Source organism: Pseudomonas fluorescens, from assembly GCF_000802965.1.
Classification (GTDB): Bacteria; Pseudomonadota; Gammaproteobacteria; order Pseudomonadales; family Pseudomonadaceae; genus Aquipseudomonas; species Aquipseudomonas fluorescens_A.
Genome location: NZ_JSAK01000028.1, coordinates 1 through 17,627 on the forward strand (window position 1 = coordinate 1; position 17,627 = coordinate 17,627).

The window sequence follows — 17,627 nt, forward strand, 5'->3', positions numbered from 1 at the left end:
CGCCGCAACCAACGCTGCCGGCGAAAGCGAACGCTACGACTACGACGAACAGCACGTCATCTTGCAGCGGCAATTGGCCGGTGGCGCGAGCTTCTATTGGGAGTGGGAACGTTCCGGCAAAGCGGCGCGCTGCATCCGCCATTGGGCCTCGTTTGCGCAAATGGACACGCGCTACACCTGGGACGACGACGGCGGTGTGCGGCTCAAACACGCCGACGGCAGCGAGGAAGTCTACGTCCACGACGGCCAGGCGCGCCTGGTGCGGCGGGTCGAGGCCGACGGGGGCGAACGACGCAAGGCCTACGACGCCGAGGGCCGGCTGATCGCCGAACAGGACCCGCTCGGCGCGGTCACCGAATACCGCTACGACGAAGTCGGACGGCTGGTGGCGCTGATTCCGCCGGAAGACGAGCCGACGTCCTACGAGTACCGCAACGGTTTCCTGCATGCGCGCTATCGCGGTCAGGCCAAGTGGACCTATCGGCGCAATGCCCAGGGCGACGTGACCTGGCTGATCGACCCGGACGGTCAGAGCACTTATCACGACTACGACGCGCAAGGCCGGCTGCGGGCGATTCGTTATCCGGATCACAGTCAGCATCTATTTGAGTGGAACGCATTAGGGCAACTGCTTGAAGAAACCCTGCCCGACGGTGGGCGCCGGCAGTTTGCCTACGATGCGCTGGGGCGGCGGATTACGGCGCAGGACGAATTTGGCGCGATTACCCGTTACCAGTGGGACGCGGTGGGTCGCCTGTTGCAGACCACGCTGGCGAACGGCGCCAGTCGCACCTTCAGCTACAACGCCTATGGCCGCATCACCGCCGAGCGTGACGAGCTGGACCGCGTCACCCGCTATGAATACGCCGACGATTTGCACCTGGTCAGCCGACGGATCAACCCCGACGGCAGCGAGCTGAAGTACCGCTATGAGCATGCGCAGTTGCTGCTCACCGAGATTGAGAACGAAGCCGGCGACTCCTATCGCCTGGACTACACGCCCGGTGGCTTGATCCGACAGGAAACCGGCTTCGACGGTCGACGCACGGCTTACAGCTATGACCTCAACGGCCAGTTGCAGGAGAAAACCGAGTTCGGCGATGACGGCTCGCAGCTGGTCACCGCTTACCTGCGCGATGCGGCCGGACGGTTGCTGGTCAAGACCTTGCCCGACGGCAGCAAGGTCGACTACCGCTACGACAGCCTCGGGCGTTTGGTCAGCGTTGACGATGGCCAGGACCATCCGCTGGAGTTTGAGTACGACGCCCACGACCGGCTGATTACCGAACATCAGGGCTGGGGCACGTTGCGCTACGGCTACGACGTCAGCGGCCAGTTGCAGCACCTGCGCCTGCCGGACAACAGCCGCCTCCAGTACCACCGCGCTCAGGGCGGCGCGCTGACTGCCATCGACCTCAACGGTTCGCGCCTGACCTCGCACAGCTTTGTCGGCGGCCGCGAGCAACAGCGTCAACAAGGTCTGTTGCGCAGCGATTATGCCTACGACGAACAGGGCCGCCTGCAAGCCCACGCCGTCAGCCAAAACCAGCATCCGCTGTATCGCCGCGACTATGCCTACAGCGCCAACGGCAACCTCCTGCAGATCGCCGACACCCGCCACGGCCAACGCCGCTACCAGTACGACCCGCTCGACCGCCTGACCCACGTGCGCCACGCCCGTGATCAGGACCCGGAACACTTCAGCCACGACCCGGCCGGCAACCTGCTGATCCACGACCGCCCCGGCCCCTGGCACCTCAAGGGCAACCGCCTGCGGCGCCACGGCGACCGCCATTATGACTACGACGCCTACGGCAACCTGATCCGCGAGCGCCGCGACCACAGCGTCACCGACTACCGCTACGACAGCCAGCACCGCCTCGTCGGCATCAACCTGCCCGATGGCAGCAGTGCAACTTACCGCTACGACGCCTTCGGACGCCGCATCGACAAAACCGTCGACGGCCAGACCACCCGCTTCTTCTGGCAAGGCGACCACCTCGTCGCTGAAAGCAGCCCGACTCACTACCGCAGTTACCTCTACGAACCGGGCAGCTTCCGGCCCCTGGCCCTGCTCGACGGCAAAGGCCCGAAAAAAGCCTGCCCGTTCTACTACCAACTCGACCACCTCGGCACGCCGCAGGAACTCACCGATTACAGCGGCGAAATCGTCTGGTCGGCCAAATACACCGCCTACGGCAAGCTCAGCCACCTGGCCCACGGCGGCGGCGAACAGCTGGACCAGCCGCTGCGGTTTCAGGGGCAGTACTTCGATGCGGAAAGTGGTTTGCACTACAACCGGCATCGGTATTACCAGCCGGATACAGGACGGTATCTGACGCCGGATCCGGTGAAGTTGGCGGGTGGGTTGAACGCCTATCGCTATACGCCGAACCCGACGGGGTGGGTGGATCCGTTGGGGTTGAATGATTGTCCGGGTGGGGATGGGTGTAAGAAGCCAGGGATTGCGGAACGGGATCCGGCTGGGAAGGTTAAGGTTGATGATGGAGAACCGAAAGCGCCCTCTCCAAAACCTCATAACCGTTATTTGTACCGGGGAGACTCTCGAGACTCCTGGGAAATTTTTGAGGCCGGTTTTGAGCCTCTAGGGGACAGTATGGATATTTACTTACACGCACATGACAACCGAAATCCTCCAAGCTTTTTTGTCAGCACGTCGACCTCGGAAACGGAGGCTATAAAATTTGCAACAGGATACGGTTTTGATGACGGCTTCGTTTACGTAATAAAAAATATTCGCGGGATAGATGTGAATAAAAAGCTCGGCATTCTATCGCCTCATAAGAAAGAGGTAGAAATAGCTATGCCGGGAGGAATAGATAGCAAAGATATTCTCGGTGTTACTCCTGTCCGTGCCGATGGTAGCTATGAGGGCTACTCAATCCCTAATCCTTATAGGAAGTGGCCATGAAAAAAGTCGAAATATCCATTCACACTAATGGGGTCACTCAGAAGACCTTAATCGAATGCGACCGTCAAAACCAGACGCTAGCTTTCATTATGGAAAATGGCTCAAAAAAGACCTACACAGCACATGACCTATATGCCTGCTTTGGATTGTTACGAGCCGACTTTCCAGAAACTAAATTTTTATGCAAAGGTGCCAAACTTAACGTTCATCCTTCACGAATGTCATCGCAAATGTCTGCAGGGGTAGTGGCATATGAACTCCACCTAGGAAAGCCATCCGAGGAGGATGATGTGGTGAACATATTCGACTATGAAGAAATCGATATTACAAACGACATTCAGCAACAACGGGATTTCTATCAGTGCTGGATAGACTCCTTGAGGTAAAAGAACTGCGTATCGGCTCGCGAACTAGCATGGGGTGCTAGCAGTCTGTAGAAAGCAAAACACTCAAAGCCCAGCAAACCGCTGGGCTCGAACATATAAATGTCATTCGCCACTCCCACCTCCAGCACGACCGGCCCCACCACCCGCACTCCCCGAACTCCCACCACTTCTCCCGGAACTACCGGACTCTCCAGACCCACTACTCCCCTTCGAATTCTCACCACTCATAACTCCACTCCCCGTCCCGGGGCTAGTACTACTCCCATTAGCATCACCACCATTCCCACCTTCAATAGTGCCAGGAGGCAGTGCATTCTCCGCCCCGGAACCGGCGTTCATTTCCGTCGAAGGCGGCATCCCGCCCTTATCCACTGGCGCACCGCTGCTACCGGCAAATGTCACCACTGCACTGAACGACAATAAAGTGACCACTGTCATAGCCGTGAGTTTTGACCTGTTCATGGTCCACTCCTTTCAAGGTTGTTGGACCGCATCAGCTGGGTTTGCCCGAGCCATCTTGGCCAGCTATATCCGGATCATCAGGTAAGGCCTCGACATCAGAATCAGCGCGCTTAACGTCTTCGTTGGGAACCTGCTCAACACCTGCATCATCATCGGGCGGACGTTGATCACGACTCAGAGGATCAGTCGGTGAGCGCAATGGATATTCAGGCGTTTCGTCGATATCAGCATCTTTCGGATCAGCATTCATGGTGCACCTCTCAAAGAGCCTGAAAGCAGGCCCTGAAGTTTCGAGTAAGGCGCGATGCTCGCGTTCGAGCCGGGAGACATCCGGTAAACCCGTTCGCAACCCTCGATCAAGCGTCGTCTTCATCCTCGTTTTCAAAATCAACATTGCCCACATCACCCGCATCATCGGAATCGTTAAGCGGAACAGTCGCATCGTCCATCAAAGAACCCGGATCCTCATTACCGGGATCGTTAATGAACGGCAGTCCGCTCGGGCCTTTTTCTTCTTTGCCTGCGGTCTCCGGTGTCATGGCGTGCCTCACATTATTCAGGGGTATATGAAGTTCGAGGGTTCACCACAGGTAAATGTTCCGGGACAAAGCACAGATATGAAAAACCCGGCGCTTGGCCGGGTTTGTGCGTCAGGGCGATGTCGAATCAGTGATGTTTGTTTTTGTGTTTATGCTTGTGTTTGTGGCCGCCACCGGAATGGGAGCTGTCATTGTCGCTCCCCAGATTGTTGCCGACCGCACCACCCGCAGCCCCGCCCAGGCCTGCGCCAATGGTCGAACCGGTTGAGCCGCCGAGGCTATTACCGATCACCGAGCCGCCCGCCGAGCCCAAGCCACCGCCGACCGCTGCTTCTGTGCGACTGCCCTTGGGCGCGCCGACCGCACTGCCTGCCGCGCCACCTACACCAGCGCCAATCGCTGCGCCCGTGCTGCCGCCCATTTGCCCGCCGACTACGTTGCCCAGCGCGCCGCCAAGGCCGCCGCCTACAGCAGCAGTGCCATCACCGGCGGCCATCGCCAGCGGCGTGAGAAAAAGTCCAAAAAATAACGTAGACAACGTCAAACGTACGGAGCCATTTACTTCCTTGCCTTTGGTAATCGCTGTCATAGCATGCCTCGTGTTCTTCGATGGGCTTAAAACTTTGAGCCGCTATCGGGAGAAACGTTCATAAACCAAAAAGCCCGGCATCGAGCCGGGCTTTTTGAATGGACCGTTCAGGATCAGTGACGCTTGTGACCTTTGGCCAGGTTGCTGCCAACGCCGCCGCCCAATGCGCCACCCAGGCCTGCGCCGATGGTGGAACCGGTCTTGCCGCCGAGGCTGTTACCGATCACCGAACCACCGGCAGCGCCCACACCGCCGCCGATGGCAGCGCTGGTACGGTGGCCTTTCTTGGCGGCAACAGCACTGCCTGCTGCGCCTGCCACACCAGCACCAATCGCAGCGCCGGTGCTGCCGCCCATGCTCTGGCCCACGACATTACCCAGCGCGCCGCCCAATCCGCCACCAATTGCAGCAGTGCCGTCGCCAGCCATTGCACCTTGAGCAACCAGAAGACCCAGAACCAGAGCAGGCAGAGTGAAACGCATGACAAAAAACCTCAAAAATAAGATGAAAATCAAAGGGGTCGCGATTGAATGCTTTAGAGGGAACAAAGTCCAGACATACGCGCTCAACCATCGCGGATGGCGACGGTTGGACAGCGTTTATGGAAAAGGTTTTATGACAGGCAAAAAAAAGCCCGCTGGGGAACGGGCAGGATGTTGCTTTCTAACGGATGAGTTGAGCCTACGTAGACGCCTGTGAAAACTTTGTGAAAAAACCCGGGGTTAAAAAATTGTTCACACATTCATCAGGCACAAAAAACCCCGCTCAATGGCGGGGCATGCTTGGGGATCCATTACTTCCTGGCCGGAGCCGTCACCCTGGGGAGAAATTTCCCCTTCTGCACTCGGCCCGCCCTGGTCTTGATCTTGTCGACCTCTGTCTGGTCCTCGCCGAAGCTGGCAACGTACGCAGTCTGTCCACACTGCACACAATTGTTGATCGGAAACTCTGCACCGTCGTCTTCGATATACGGATCAGCCATCTCTTCACCCCTCTTCAAAAGCGGGATCGACACCGGCAAGCCCTTTTGCCTGAATAAATATCGACCACCAAGGTTTTTGAGACTAGCCGGTCACGACCGGACTTGTAATTCACATATCAAAATGCCCGACGAAAGGACCTATCTTCATTACCTTAATTTGACCGCCGTACCGGTCACAAATACCACCACCATCCCGCCTTTGCCGGCCGGCATACTGATCTCAAAATCAAGTCCCACCACAGCATCCGCCTGAAGTGCCCGCGCCCGCTCCTTGATCTCGTCAGTGGCCTGAATACGCGCCTCCTTCAATGCGCGCTCCAGCGTCTGGGAGCGGCCACCGAAAATATCGCGCATGCCGGCGAACATATCGCGGATAACGTTGACGCCCTGCACCGACTCGGCGCTGACAATGTCCAGGTAAGCCGTGATTTGTCGGCCTTCGATTGTATGGGTCGTGGTAGTAATCATTGAGTTTCCTTTTTATGGCTCCGAGGGCTAAACCCACCCAAACCCTTTCGCCACTATCGCGGCCAGACCAAGCGTTTCGGTGATAAGTGCACTGAAGAGAATTCGAAATTCAGACCGGGTTTCGTTGCGATGCTCCCGAACATCTATACGAATGCCATCGAGGTCACGCCGGATATATTCCACATGCGTCTCAAGCTTGACTACTCGTGGCTCCATCCCGGGTTCTCCTTTTGAGCCTGATCGCGTTTTCATTGACGCTAGCGTACCCCGGTCCAGCTTCAGATGCGTCTCTATCCCAAGTAAGAAACTTCCACCCTTAATGGGCTAGCCAAGAGCGTCGTGGGAAAATACCCGGAGCGCTGAACATTCCAAAATCCAACACCCGAACGCACAAAACCCCTGGCTTCTTTCGAAACCAGGGGTTCTGTTTACATCGAATTTGGCGGTGAAGGAGAGATTCGAACTCTCGATACAGTTTCCTGTATACACACTTTCCAGGCGTGCTCCTTAAGCCACTCGGACACTTCACCGTATCTCTTCAAACAAGTTCTGTCTGTCGAGGCGCGCTAATGTAGTCGAAAGCTTTTCTGATGGCAAACATTTTTTTCAGAATTTTCATGCGGTTAACGCGATTAGTCGTTTCGGTCGCTACAGGGCATGACAAACCGGCCAATCTCCGGCTTCGCGCTCCCATCTATATAGACGGCGATTCGCGGCTGGCGTGGCTGGATGCGTTCGGAGGACGGGAAAACGGTGACTGGCGAGTCAGTCACGGCGCTTTACCTGGCCTTTAGTGGTGGGTAACGTCTGCCCTACTTTATTGAAAGGAATAGCGTCATGAGTGAGTTGATTTCCTACCATCTCGAAGACGGTATCGCGACCCTGACCCTGAGCAATGGCAAGGTCAATGCCATTTCTCCGGACGTGATTGCTGCCTTTAACGCGGCGCTGGATCAGGCTGTGACTGATCGTGCGGTGGTGATCATTACCGGTACGCCTGGGATTCTCTCGGGCGGTTACGATTTGAAGGTGATGACCTCCGGCCCTAAAGAAGCCGTGGCGTTGGTGACTTCCGGCTCGACGCTGGCCCGTCGCCTGTTGTCGCACCCGTTCCCGGTGATCGTGGCTTGTACTGGGCATGCGGTGGCCAAGGGCGCGTTCCTGTTGTTGTCGGCAGATTACCGCATCGGTGTCGATGGTCCGTTCAGCATCGGCTTGAACGAAGTGCAGATCGGTATGACCATGCACCACGCGGGTATCGAGCTGGCTCGTGATCGTCTGCGCAAGTCCGCCTTCCATCGTTCCGTGATCAACGGTGAAATGTTCAATCCGCAGACTGCCGTGGACGCCGGTTTCCTGGATGTCGTGGTCTCGGCCGAGGAACTGCAAGGGGCCGCGCTGGCGGCGGCGCGTCAGTTGAAAAAGATCAACATGACGGCGCACAAGAACACCAAGTTGAAAGTGCGCAAGGCGTTGCTGGAAACCCTGGACAACGCGATCATCCAGGATCAGGAACATTTGGTTTAAGCCCAAAACTGTTCCGCCGAAAAGCCCGACCATCGTGTCGGGCTTTTTCTTGCGCCTTACGTAGAAAAGCTTACAACCGCTCTAGATCGCGCCTGACCCATAGGTCGGAAACATGCGTACAAACATCGTCTATCTCCTACCTCTATAGTGGCAATTGCCGAAAACAGTGCACATCCGTACACTGCGCCACCTTTTGTCCCGGTGGGGCCTGAAAATGCTGTTTGTTTTACGTATGTCATTGATGGGCCTTCACTTTATTGTGGCGGGTGTGCTGGGTGTCATTCTCGGTCTGTGCCGCCCTTTCAATCCGGACAACAGTCGTTTGTGTGCCCGCCTGTATGCGTGGCCGGCGATGTGTATTTTGCGTTTGCGGGTGAAGGCTGATGTCGGACCGTTGATGGATAAACCCGACAGCTGCGTCATCGTTGCCAACCATCAGTCCAACTATGACTTGTTTGTGTTCGGCAACGTCGTCCCCCGTCGCACCGTGTGTATTGGCAAAAAGAGCCTCAAGTGGGTGCCGTTGTTCGGTCAGTTGTTCTGGTTGGCCGGCAATGTGTTGATCGACCGCGGCAATGCGCAGAAAGCCCGTCAGTCGATGTTGACTACTACCAACACCTTGCAAAACGAAGACACCTCGATCTGGGTATTCCCGGAAGGCACGCGCAACCTCGGCGAAGAACTGCTGCCGTTCAAAAAAGGCGCGTTCCAGATGGCCATCGCTGCCGGAGTGCCGATCGTGCCGGTGTGTGTCAGCAGTTACGTCAAGCACATGCGATTGAACCGCTGGCGCAGTGGGAAAATTCTGATCCGCTCGCTGCCCGCGATTCCTACCGCAGGTTTGAGCATGGACGACATGCCGATGCTGATTGCCCAGTGCCGTGAGCAGATGCGCGAATGCATCGACTCGATGGACCGGCAACTGCAACCCGCTTGAAAGAAACCCGCCTGGTGCGGGTTTTCTTTTGCCTGCAAACTTTTGCCTGCGAACTCGGCAGATTTCACTGACTCTCAAGTAGCAGACAAGGCTAAGCTCAACGCTGCCTGCCACGGCCATTCGCCATTGAAAGCTGCCAATAAGAAGTGAACCAACATCATGGGTAGAGTTGTTGCTGCTGCGGTTTACAGCGCTGGTAAGAAAGTCACCAATATCACCCTCGACGAAGGCGCGGCCTGGGCTGCAAAGCCTGGTCACTTCGTCTGGATCGGTCTCGAAGAGCCGAACGAAGAGGAACTGTACAACTTGCAACGCCAGTTCAACCTGCATGAACTGGCGATTGAAGATGCCTTGGAGAAACATAGTCGGCCGAAACTGGAAACCTTCGGCGATGCGCTATTCATCGTCACGTATTCGCCGATTATGGAGGACGGCAAACTCAAGTTTATCGAGACTCATATCTTTGCCGGCAATGGCTACATCATTACTGCACGCAATGGACATTCGGCGTCCTACGCCTATGTCCGACAGCGTTGTGAGGCGCGTCCACTGTTGCTGGAGCACGGGGAAGACTTCGTACTCTATGCGATCCTCGATTTCGTGATTGAAAACTATCAGCCGATGGGCGAAGCCATTCATGCCCAAATTGATGAGCTGGAGCGCAACGTCATGTGCGGCTCGCTGAATGAGCGCGATATTCAGAATTTGCATGGTCTGCGCAGGGATGTATTGCGGTTGCGCCGTTACGCGGCGCCGATGGTAGAGATCGGCGAGGAACTGCAAAAACTAAGCTTCCCGTTCATCGACAAGAACATGCGCCCGTACTTTCGCGACGTGCAGATTCATGTCACGCGACAGATGGAAGACCTGACGACGCTGGCGGACATTGCCAGCCAGACCATCGAGGTTGGGGTGCTGCTGGAAGCGTCACGTCAGAGCGTGGTGCAGCGCAAGTTTGCGGCGTGGGCGGCGATTCTTGCGTTCCCGACGGCGGTGGCCGGGATTTACGGGATGAACTTCCAGAACATGCCGGAGTTGACCTGGCATTACGGGTATTTTGGGGTGCTGGGGTTTATCGCGGTGGGGTGTGTGGGGTTGTGGGCGAGCTTCAAGAAGTCGGGGTGGCTTTGACAGCTGTTGTGGTGAGGGAGCTTGTTCCCGCTCGGTAGCGAAGCGGACCCTAAAACGGGCCTGCTGCGCAGTCCAGCGGGAGCAAGCTCCCTCGCCACAGTGCTGAATCGGGCTTATACCGACTGCGATTCCGGCTTGTGCGCCACAAACCGCATCATCCACTCGGCAACTGTAGTGCCGTGGTGCTCACTCTCCAGGCTCGCCATGCCTTTCGAATAAATCTGTTCGCCTAACGCCTGCTGTCGAATCTCCAGCAGCGCCCGCGAATAGTCGTGAATGAATTCAGGATGCCCCTGGAAGCACAGCACCTGATCGTTGATGTGATACGCGGCAAACGGGCAGAAATCGCTGGAAGCGATCACTGTGGCGTTTTCCGGTAGCGAAGTGACCTGATCCTGGTGACTGATCAACAGGGTCAGTTCTTCTCTAACCGGGCTCATCCATGGTGCCTTGGCGGCGAGTTTGTAATTATGGGTGCCGACGCCCCAGCCTTGCGTCGCACGCTCACTCTTGCCACCCAGCAGCAACGCCAGCAACTGATGACCGAAGCACACGCCCAGCAGCTTGTCGCCGCGCTCGTAGCGGGTCAGCAGATACGTCCTGAGGGTTTCGATCCAAGGGTCGGTGCCAAAGGAATCGGCCTTGCTGCCGGTGACCAGATAGGCGTCAAACGTCAGGTCATCGCTGGGATATTCGCCTTGCATCACGTTGTAGACGGTGAATTCAGCGGCGATGGGTTGCTGCGAAAACAGGTGTTTGAACATCTGCCCGTAGCCCTGATATTGGTCAACCAATTCCGGACGCAGGATGTCGGTTTCGAGAATGCAGATGCGTAACGACATAAAAAATACCTGACACGTGATGGGAATAATGCACACCTCAGAGCCTGCCTCGAAACACCGTGACAAGGCAAGCCCTGGAATGTGTCACTGATCCCTAAAACGCCTCCCCTTTTGCCGCTTTCTCCAGCAGCAACGCAGGCGGCGCGAAGCGTTCTCCGTATTCCCCGGCCAGATACTGGGCACGGGCGACAAAGTCCTTGATCCCATATTGATTGATGAACTGCAGCGCACCACCGGTCCACGCGGCAAAACCAATGCCGAAGATCGACCCGACGTTGGCATCCGCCGTCGAGGTCAACACGCCCTCCTCCACACAACGCACGGTTTCGATGGCTTGCACGAACAACAGCCGATCGCGCACATCCTTCGGTGAAATCTGTCCATCAGCCTTTTCAAAACGGGATTTCAGTTCCGGCCACAGATGCTTCTGGCCACCGGCCGGGTACTCATAGAAACCACCTCCAGCCGCCTTGCCCGGACGCTTAAATTCGTTGAGCAGCAAGTCAATCACCGCAAACGCCGGGTGCTCAATCAGCGGTTTCCCTTCTGCCTGAAGGTCTTTGGCGGTTTGCTGGCGGATATGGCTCATAAGGCTGAGGGAAACTTCGTCAGAAATCGCAAGCGGTCCTACAGGCATGCCCGCCTTGCGCGCCTCGGTCTCGATCATTGGCGCACTCACCCCTTCGCCCAGCATGGCGATGCCTTCGTTGGTGAACGTACCGAATACCCTCGAGGTAAAGAAGCCACGGCTGTCGTTGACCACAATCGGGGTTTTCTTGATTTGCAGTACGAAATCGAAACCGCGAGCCAGGGTTTCGTCGCTGGTATTGGCGCCCTTGATGATTTCCACCAGCGGCATCTTTTCCACGGGGCTAAAGAAGTGCAGGCCGATGAATTTGCTTTGATCCGGCACCGCCGTCGCCAGCCCGCTGATCGGCAGGGTTGAGGTGTTGGAAGCGATCACTGCGTCCGGGCCGACGACACGTTGCGCGGCCAGTGACACTTTGGCTTTCAGCTCACGGTCTTCAAACACCGCTTCAATGATCAGATCGCAACCGACCAGATCGGCATCGTTTTCGCTGGTGTGAATGCGAGACAAAACGGCTTCGCGCTGCTCGGCATTCATTTGGCCACGCGCGACTTTCTTGTCCAGCAATGCCGCCGAGTGCGCCTTGCCTTTCTCCGCTGCCGCGAGGTTGATGTCCTTGAGCACCACCTCGATCCCCGCCGAGGCGCTGACAAAGGCGATACCAGCGCCCATCATCCCGGCACCGAGCACACCGACTTTTTTCGTGACGTATGGAGCAAAGCCCTGCGGCCGCGAGCCACCGGCATTGATTTCGTTGAGCTGGAACCAGAAAGTACCGATCAGGTTTTTCGAAACCTGGCCGGTGGTCAGTTCGGTGAAGTAGCGGGTTTCGATCAGGTGCGCTGTGTCGAAATCCACCTGGGCGCCTTCTACGGCCGCGCAAAGGATTTTCTCCGGCGCGGGCATGCAGCCCTGGGTTTTACTGCGCAAGATCGACGGCGCAATGGCCAGCATTTGCGCCACTTTCGGGTTCGATGGCGTGCCGCCCGGGATCTGGTAACCCTTTACATCCCAGCGCTGCACCGCCGTCGGGTTGGCCAGAATCCACGCTCGTGCCTTAGCCAGAAGCTCGTCATGATCCGCCGCCAGCTCATCGATCAAACCCGCCTGCAACGCCTGTTGCGGCCGCACCTTTTTGCCTTCGAGCAAATATGGCAGGGCTTTTTCCAGGCCGAGCATGCGCACCATGCGCACCACCCCGCCACCGCCCGGCAGCAGGCCGAGGGTCACTTCCGGCAGACCGAGTTGCACGGAAGGATTGTCCAGCGCCACACGGTGATGACAGGCCAGGCAGATTTCCCAGCCACCGCCGAGCGCCGCACCGTTGATCGCGGCGACCACCGGTTTGCCGAGGGTTTCCAGGGTGCGTAATTGGCCCTTGAGGGTCAGCACCATGTCGTAAAAGGCTTTGGCTTCGGGCTTGCCGACCTTGATCAACTCATTGAGGTCGCCGCCAGCGAAAAAGGTTTTCTTGGCCGAGGTGATGATGACGCCGGCGATGGCTTCCTTGTCGGCCGCCAGACGAGCGACGCAGTCAGCCATGGCCTCGCGATAAACCGCGTTCATGGTGTTGGCGCTCTGGCCCGGCATGTCGATGGTCAGGACGACGATTTGGTCCTGGCCTTTTTCATAACGTATGGCTTGGGTCATGTCACTTGTCCTTGAATTCGGGGCTCAGAGGCGTTCGATGATGGTGGCAATGCCCATGCCGCCGCCGACACACAGGGTCGCGAGGCCATAGCGCAAGTGCCGGGCTTCCAGTTCATCGAGCAAGGTGCCGAGAATCGCGCAACCGGTGGCACCCAGCGGATGGCCCATGGCGATGGAGCCGCCGTTGACGTTGACCTTGTCCGGGTCGACCGCCATGTCCTTGATGAACTTCAACACCACCGAGGCAAAGGCCTCGTTGACCTCGAACAGGTCGATGTCCTCGACCCGCAGCCCGGCCTTGGCCAGCGCCTTTCGGGTGGCCGGCGCGGGGCCAGTGAGCATGATGGTCGGATCGGTGCTGGTGACCGCTGTAGCGACAATTCGCGCCCGTGGTTGCAAGCCCAGTGCACGTCCCTTGGCCTCGGAGCCGATCAGCATCAACGCGGCGCCGTCAACGATCCCGGAACTGTTGCCGGGGGTGTGGACGTGATTGATCCGCTCCACATGGCTGTAGACCCGCAATGCGGTGGCGTCGAATCCCATTTGCCCCATCATTTCGAAGCTCGGCTTGAGCTTGCCCAGGCCTTCCAGCGTTGTATCAGCACGAATGAATTCATCGTGATCGAGCAGGATGATGCCATTCTGGTCCTGCACCGGTACCAGTGACTTGTTGAACGACCCATTGGCCCGCGCCCGTGCAGCTTTCTGCTGGGAGTGCAGAGCGTAGGCGTCGACGTCATGTCGACTGAAGCCTTCAAGCGTGGCAATCAAATCGGCGCCCACGCCTTGCGGGGTGAAGTGGCTGTGCAGATTGGTTTCCGGGTCCAGCGCCCAGGCCCCGCCATCACTGCCCATCGGCACCCGCGACATTGACTCGACGCCACCGACCACCACCAGATCCTCGAAACCGGAACGAACTTTCATCGCCCCGAGGTTCACCGCTTCCAGCCCCGAAGCGCAGAAACGATTGATCTGCACACCGGCCACGCTGACATCCCAATCGGCCACCTGAGCAGCGGTTTTGGCGATGTCGGAGCCTTGATCGCCAATGGGCGTTACGCAGCCAAGCACCACGTCGTCGACCTGACTGGTGTCGAGCGCAGTTCGCTGCTGCAGCGCCGTGAGCAGCCCGGCCACGAGGTTCACCGGTTTGACACTGTGCAAGGCGCCATCGGCCTTGCCTTTGCCACGGGGCGTGCGTAACGCATCGAAAATCAAAGCTTGGGTCATGGCTTCCTCGATCTTGTTGTTGTAGTTCAGACATCGCGGCTTATGTAGGAGCTGCCGCAGGCTGCGATCTTTTGATCTTTGAAGAGGCTCCCACCATATTCCGAGCAGGCAAGGATTCAATGACCGCAACGCTCAGCAATGTTGACGCACACGCTCAGACGGACGGTAGTCAGCTATCGGAAAGGCAGAGGAAGGACTCGCAGGTGTCTAGCAAAAGGCCGCCCAAGAAGCTGGCAATAGGCCTCATTCCTTTTTAATAGCAACGAGTAAGAACACCATACTAAATGGATCTAAACCACGGGTGACGCGGGCTCTAAGGTGAACATGTACGAAGTTGTCGTCGGGTTTTGCCGAGGCGCTCGTCCAACAGGAAGTGCAACGTTTGCCGTCATGGATATGTGTAGGCAAGCATCAGGAAATAACAAAAAAAAAGGCGGTCAGCCATGTTCAAACAATCGAAAGTACGTCAAGCCGGGCTCATTCTTTTCGCCACCACGCTGTTGTTGATTTTGCCGAACCTGACCAAGGTGATCGGCTAGTCGCTGGTTAAAAATACGGCGCAGGATTTTTACATCGCCACTTAGAAATGTGACTGGCTCGCTACCCGGGCCGGCGTGGCTGTGCCAACCTTTGCGGCACTTCCACGACATGGACGGCGATCATTTGAAAACGCTCATTCTGTTCGGGGCCTTGCTGCTCAGCACGCCCCTCTATGCCGCACAGCTGAAACTGGAGCTGGGCGCGAGCAGTCGCACCTGGCAGACCGAGGAGTTGCTCAAGCATCCTCAAGCGCAGACCATTACGATCTCCAATGACGTTTCCTATAAGCGGGATATGAACTATCGCGCTGTGCCCTTGGCCGCGTTGTTGACCGGCATCAAACCTGAAGATCACTTGCAAGCGGTTGCGCTCGATGGATTTGCTGCGGAGTTGTCGGCCGCGCCACTACTCAATACTCAGGGCGCACGCGCTTGGTTGGCAATTGAAGACCCGTCCAAACCCTGGCCGCCGCTGTCCGAAGGCAAGCACAGCGCCGGGCCGTTTTATCTGGTCTGGACCGACCCGCGAGCGGGCAACATCAGCCCGGAGCAATGGCCGTTCGAGGTCGCCAGCATCAAGCGCATGGCGCCGGTGGCGGAGCGGTTCCCTGCCCTGCTGCCCGATCCTGCGTTGAAGGCGGACGATCCGGTGAACAAGGGCTTTGCGCTGTTTCAGAAGAACTGCCTGGCCTGTCATCGACTCAACGGTGCCGGAGATGCGCAATTCGGGCCTGATCTGAATATTCCGTACAACCCGACCGAATACTTTGGCGCGGATTTCCTCAAGCGCTACATCCGTGACCCACAGAGTTTGCGCCAGTGGCCCCAGGCGAAAATGCCGGGGTTCTCGGCCGAGATATTGCCGGATGAGGATCTGGGGATGTTGGTGGGGTATTTGAAGCACATGGCGGGGCGCAAGGTTAAGCCCTGAGAACACTGCACCCTGTAGGAGCTGGCTTGCCAGCGATAGCGGTCTCACATTCAACATTGATGTCGACTGTGATGACCTCATCGCTGGCGAGCCAGCACCTACAAGGGATGTGCGGTGATCTTGATTACTGCTGCTGGACGGAAATCACCGGTTTCGGCGTCGGTGTGACGAACACCTTCGCATGCATCTGCTCACACCCTCCACCCCTGCGCATCCCGCGCACCGGGCAGGCATCCAGGTAATCCAGACCCACTGCCAGTTTCAGGTGACGCTCCGGTCGCGCCAGCTGATTGGTCACGTCGAAGCTGTACCAGGCGTCATCGAGCCAAGCTTCGGCCCACGCGTGACTGGCCAAATGTTCGCTGTTTTCACTGTACAAATAACCCGACACGTACCGCGCCGGAATGCCCAGGCTACGGGTGCAGGCGAGGAACGCGTGCGTGTGGTCCTGGCACACACCCGAACGCCCGGCGAAGGCCTGGGCGGCGCTGGTGTCCACCTCAGTGGAACCCGGCGTGTAGGTCATGTGCTGATTAAGGCCATGCATCAAGTCGATCAGCGCCGTGCGGTCCCGACGTTGCTTGCATTCCTTTTCAGCGAACGCGCGCAGGGCCTGGTCTGGTTCGGTCAGACGGGTGAAACGCAAAAACGGCAGCGCCGACTGGCTCTCATGCTCGGCCTCGCGCAGTTCGTCGATGTCGACCTGACCACGAGCGCCGATGATGATTGCCTCGTGCGGTTCGTCCATAGTCAGCACATGCAGGATGTTGCCGAACGGATCGAGTTGCGCGCGCACCGGTCGCGGCAAGTCCAGCTGCCAACTGAGCACATGCTGGCGCTCGCTGTCGTGGGGAGTCAGTCGCAAATACTGGATGCTCGCCCGCACCTGATCCTCGTAGTGATAGGTGGTCTCGTGGCTTATGGAAAGTCTCATGCAGCCTCCAGGTAGGAACTGTGAATCGCGTTGCCCAACTGGCGCACCAGCGGGATGAACTCGGTCAGCCAGGCGTGCAGGCCTTCGTCGAGAATTTCGGTGATGCCGGTGTAACGCAGTCGCGCGTCGATTTCTGCAGCGAGGCGTTGTGCAGGACGGCCGTTGGCCCCCGGTAACTGAGCGAGGATCTGGTCGATTTCTTCGGTACAGGCGCGCAGGGAGCGCGGCACATCTGCGCGCAGCAACAACAACTCGGCCACATGCCGGGCGCCAGGGGCGTCGCGATAGATCTCGGTATAAGCCTCGAAAGAGGACAAGGCTCGCAGCAAGGCACTCCACTGGTAATACGCGTGGGCCGTGCCATCGCTGACCGCTTCGGCCTGGTCGCCGGCCATTTCGTAGCGGGCGTCGAGCAGGCGCAAGGTGTTGTCCGCCCTTTCGATGAACGTCCCCAGACGTATGAAGCGGAACGCGTCATTACGCATGATCGTGCCGTAGGACGCGCCACGGAACAGGTGGGAACGTTCCTTGATCCACTCGCAGAAACGGCTCATGCCGTAACGGCTGAGGCCTTGCTCGGCAATCCCGCGAATTTCCAGCCAGGTTGCGTTGATGTTTTCCCACATGTCAGCGGTAATTCGCCCACGCACCGCATGGGCACTGGCCCGCGCCGCGCCGAGACAACTGTAGATACTGGCCGGGTTGGCTGCGTCCAGCGCAAAAAAATGCAGCAACCGTTCGGCATGCAACTCGCCGTGACGTTCGAGGTAATCGTCCAGGGTACCGGTGATCAACAACGGCATGGCCAGTTCGTGCAGGCCATCACCGCGACCATCCTGTGGCATCAGCGACAGCGAATAACTGATGTCGAGCATCCGTGCGAGGTTTTCCGCTCGCTCCAGGTAACGCGACATCCAATACAAATCCGAGGCAGTTCTACTTAACATGGCAGGCTTCCT

17 protein-coding genes and 1 tRNA gene are annotated in these 17,627 nt (G+C 57.8%); 6 read left to right on the forward strand and 12 right to left on the reverse strand.

Translation table 11 applies throughout. From position 1 onward, the window contains the following. Positions 1-2,932 (forward strand): RHS repeat-associated core domain-containing protein (locus tag NL64_RS21825; protein ID WP_034150132.1); only part of this gene is annotated, 2,932 nt, incomplete at its 5' end. Then, positions 2,929-3,318, forward strand: a complete 390-nt coding sequence (locus NL64_RS21830; protein WP_034150133.1) for a hypothetical protein — start codon at positions 2,929-2,931, stop codon at positions 3,316-3,318. The genes NL64_RS21825 and NL64_RS21830, both read left to right, overlap by 4 nt. Positions 3,319-3,811: 493 nt before the next feature. Here the strand turns inward: NL64_RS21830 and NL64_RS21835 are convergent, their stop codons facing one another. The 7 genes from NL64_RS21835 to NL64_RS21870 all read right to left on the reverse strand — a co-directional run bounded on the left by NL64_RS21835 (position 3,812) and on the right by NL64_RS21870 (position 6,888). Beyond that, the gene (locus tag NL64_RS21835) at positions 3,812-4,030 is read right to left on the reverse strand and encodes a hypothetical protein (RefSeq protein ID WP_034150134.1); all 219 of its coding nucleotides are present in this window, start codon (positions 4,028-4,030) and stop codon (positions 3,812-3,814) included. Positions 4,031-4,136: 106 nt separating this feature from the next. Next, positions 4,137-4,319, reverse strand: coding sequence for a hypothetical protein (locus tag NL64_RS21840; protein WP_034150135.1), 183 nt, complete (start codon positions 4,317-4,319; stop codon positions 4,137-4,139). A 127-nt stretch (positions 4,320-4,446) separates the two neighbouring features. Further along, entirely contained in the window at positions 4,447-4,815 is a 369-nt protein-coding gene (locus tag NL64_RS21845) for a glycine zipper domain-containing protein (protein ID WP_437176932.1), read from the reverse strand. Positions 4,816-5,021: 206 nt separating this feature from the next. After that, positions 5,022-5,390 carry a hypothetical protein gene (locus NL64_RS21850; RefSeq protein ID WP_034150136.1) on the reverse strand — a complete coding sequence of 123 codons (369 nt, stop codon included), beginning with the start codon at positions 5,388-5,390 and terminating at the stop codon, positions 5,022-5,024. A gap of 311 nt (positions 5,391-5,701) precedes the next feature. Then, positions 5,702-5,890: a hypothetical protein gene (locus NL64_RS30680; protein WP_034150184.1), complete on the reverse strand. Its 189-nt coding sequence runs from the start codon at positions 5,888-5,890 to the stop codon at positions 5,702-5,704. Positions 5,891-6,037: 147 nt separating this feature from the next. Beyond that, on the reverse strand, positions 6,038-6,358 hold the full coding sequence (locus NL64_RS21860; protein ID WP_034150137.1) for a YbjQ family protein: 321 nt from the start codon (positions 6,356-6,358) through the stop codon (positions 6,038-6,040). 440 nt (positions 6,359-6,798) lie between these two features. Beyond that, positions 6,799-6,888 (reverse strand) — tRNA-Ser (locus NL64_RS21870). A 307-nt stretch (positions 6,889-7,195) separates the two neighbouring features. Between NL64_RS21870 and NL64_RS21875 the strand changes: the two genes are divergently transcribed. From NL64_RS21875 to NL64_RS21885, 3 genes are all read left to right on the forward strand, one after another. Then, positions 7,196-7,885 (forward strand): crotonase/enoyl-CoA hydratase family protein, encoded by a 690-nt coding sequence (locus NL64_RS21875; RefSeq protein WP_034150139.1) that lies wholly within the window; start codon positions 7,196-7,198, stop codon positions 7,883-7,885. Positions 7,886-8,099: 214 nt separating this feature from the next. Then, entirely contained in the window at positions 8,100-8,822 is a 723-nt protein-coding gene (locus NL64_RS21880) for a lysophospholipid acyltransferase family protein (protein ID WP_034150140.1), read from the forward strand. A gap of 159 nt (positions 8,823-8,981) precedes the next feature. Next, positions 8,982-9,953 (forward strand): magnesium and cobalt transport protein CorA, encoded by a 972-nt coding sequence (locus NL64_RS21885; RefSeq protein WP_034150141.1) that lies wholly within the window; start codon positions 8,982-8,984, stop codon positions 9,951-9,953. Positions 9,954-10,066: 113 nt separating this feature from the next. Here NL64_RS21885 and NL64_RS21890 read toward each other — a convergent pair whose 3' ends face one another. The 3 genes from NL64_RS21890 to NL64_RS21900 form a co-directional block, all read right to left on the reverse strand. Then, positions 10,067-10,795 (reverse strand): amidotransferase, encoded by a 729-nt coding sequence (locus NL64_RS21890; protein ID WP_034150142.1) that lies wholly within the window; start codon positions 10,793-10,795, stop codon positions 10,067-10,069. A gap of 94 nt (positions 10,796-10,889) precedes the next feature. Further along, positions 10,890-13,034 carry a 3-hydroxyacyl-CoA dehydrogenase NAD-binding domain-containing protein gene (locus NL64_RS21895; RefSeq protein ID WP_034150143.1) on the reverse strand — a complete coding sequence of 715 codons (2,145 nt, stop codon included), beginning with the start codon at positions 13,032-13,034 and terminating at the stop codon, positions 10,890-10,892. A 24-nt stretch (positions 13,035-13,058) separates the two neighbouring features. Beyond that, a complete protein-coding gene (locus NL64_RS21900) occupies positions 13,059-14,264 on the reverse strand; it encodes an acetyl-CoA C-acetyltransferase (RefSeq protein WP_034150144.1) in 1,206 nt (401 codons plus the stop codon). 648 nt (positions 14,265-14,912) lie between these two features. Here NL64_RS21900 and NL64_RS21910 point away from each other — a divergent pair. Next, complete coding sequence (locus tag NL64_RS21910) at positions 14,913-15,734, forward strand: c-type cytochrome (RefSeq protein ID WP_034150146.1); 822 nt, start codon at positions 14,913-14,915, stop codon at positions 15,732-15,734. 124 nt (positions 15,735-15,858) lie between these two features. Here the strand turns inward: NL64_RS21910 and NL64_RS21915 are convergent, their stop codons facing one another. Then, on the reverse strand, positions 15,859-16,668 hold the full coding sequence (locus NL64_RS21915) for a transglutaminase family protein (protein ID WP_034150147.1): 810 nt from the start codon (positions 16,666-16,668) through the stop codon (positions 15,859-15,861). Next, a complete protein-coding gene (locus tag NL64_RS21920) occupies positions 16,665-17,615 on the reverse strand; it encodes an alpha-E domain-containing protein (RefSeq protein WP_034150148.1) in 951 nt (316 codons plus the stop codon). Before NL64_RS21920 ends, NL64_RS21915 begins: the two co-directional genes overlap by 4 nt. Positions 17,616-17,627: the final 12 nt, after the last annotated feature.

Bases quoted from the DNA above. Each gene is read 5' to 3' on its own strand.
- NL64_RS21830 (WP_034150133.1), top strand. From the start codon at position 2,929: ATGAAAAAAGTCGAAATATCCATTCACACTAATGGGGTCACTCAGAAG.
- NL64_RS21835 (WP_034150134.1), bottom strand. From the start codon at position 4,030: ATGAATGCTGATCCGAAAGATGCTGATATCGACGAAACGCCTGAATAT.
- NL64_RS21840 (WP_034150135.1), bottom strand. From the start codon at position 4,319: ATGACACCGGAGACCGCAGGCAAAGAAGAAAAAGGCCCGAGCGGACTG.
- NL64_RS21845 (WP_437176932.1), bottom strand. From the start codon at position 4,815: ATGGCCGCCGGTGATGGCACTGCTGCTGTAGGCGGCGGCCTTGGCGGC.
- NL64_RS21850 (WP_034150136.1), bottom strand. From the start codon at position 5,390: ATGCGTTTCACTCTGCCTGCTCTGGTTCTGGGTCTTCTGGTTGCTCAA.
- NL64_RS30680 (WP_034150184.1), bottom strand. From the start codon at position 5,890: ATGGCTGATCCGTATATCGAAGACGACGGTGCAGAGTTTCCGATCAAC.
- NL64_RS21860 (WP_034150137.1), bottom strand. From the start codon at position 6,358: ATGATTACTACCACGACCCATACAATCGAAGGCCGACAAATCACGGCT.
- NL64_RS21875 (WP_034150139.1), top strand. From the start codon at position 7,196: ATGAGTGAGTTGATTTCCTACCATCTCGAAGACGGTATCGCGACCCTG.
- NL64_RS21880 (WP_034150140.1), top strand. From the start codon at position 8,100: ATGCTGTTTGTTTTACGTATGTCATTGATGGGCCTTCACTTTATTGTG.
- NL64_RS21885 (WP_034150141.1), top strand. From the start codon at position 8,982: ATGGGTAGAGTTGTTGCTGCTGCGGTTTACAGCGCTGGTAAGAAAGTC.
- NL64_RS21890 (WP_034150142.1), bottom strand. From the start codon at position 10,795: ATGTCGTTACGCATCTGCATTCTCGAAACCGACATCCTGCGTCCGGAA.
- NL64_RS21895 (WP_034150143.1), bottom strand. From the start codon at position 13,034: ATGACCCAAGCCATACGTTATGAAAAAGGCCAGGACCAAATCGTCGTC.
- NL64_RS21900 (WP_034150144.1), bottom strand. From the start codon at position 14,264: ATGACCCAAGCTTTGATTTTCGATGCGTTACGCACGCCCCGTGGCAAA.
- NL64_RS21910 (WP_034150146.1), top strand. From the start codon at position 14,913: ATGGACGGCGATCATTTGAAAACGCTCATTCTGTTCGGGGCCTTGCTG.
- NL64_RS21915 (WP_034150147.1), bottom strand. From the start codon at position 16,668: ATGAGACTTTCCATAAGCCACGAGACCACCTATCACTACGAGGATCAG.
- NL64_RS21920 (WP_034150148.1), bottom strand. From the start codon at position 17,615: ATGTTAAGTAGAACTGCCTCGGATTTGTATTGGATGTCGCGTTACCTG.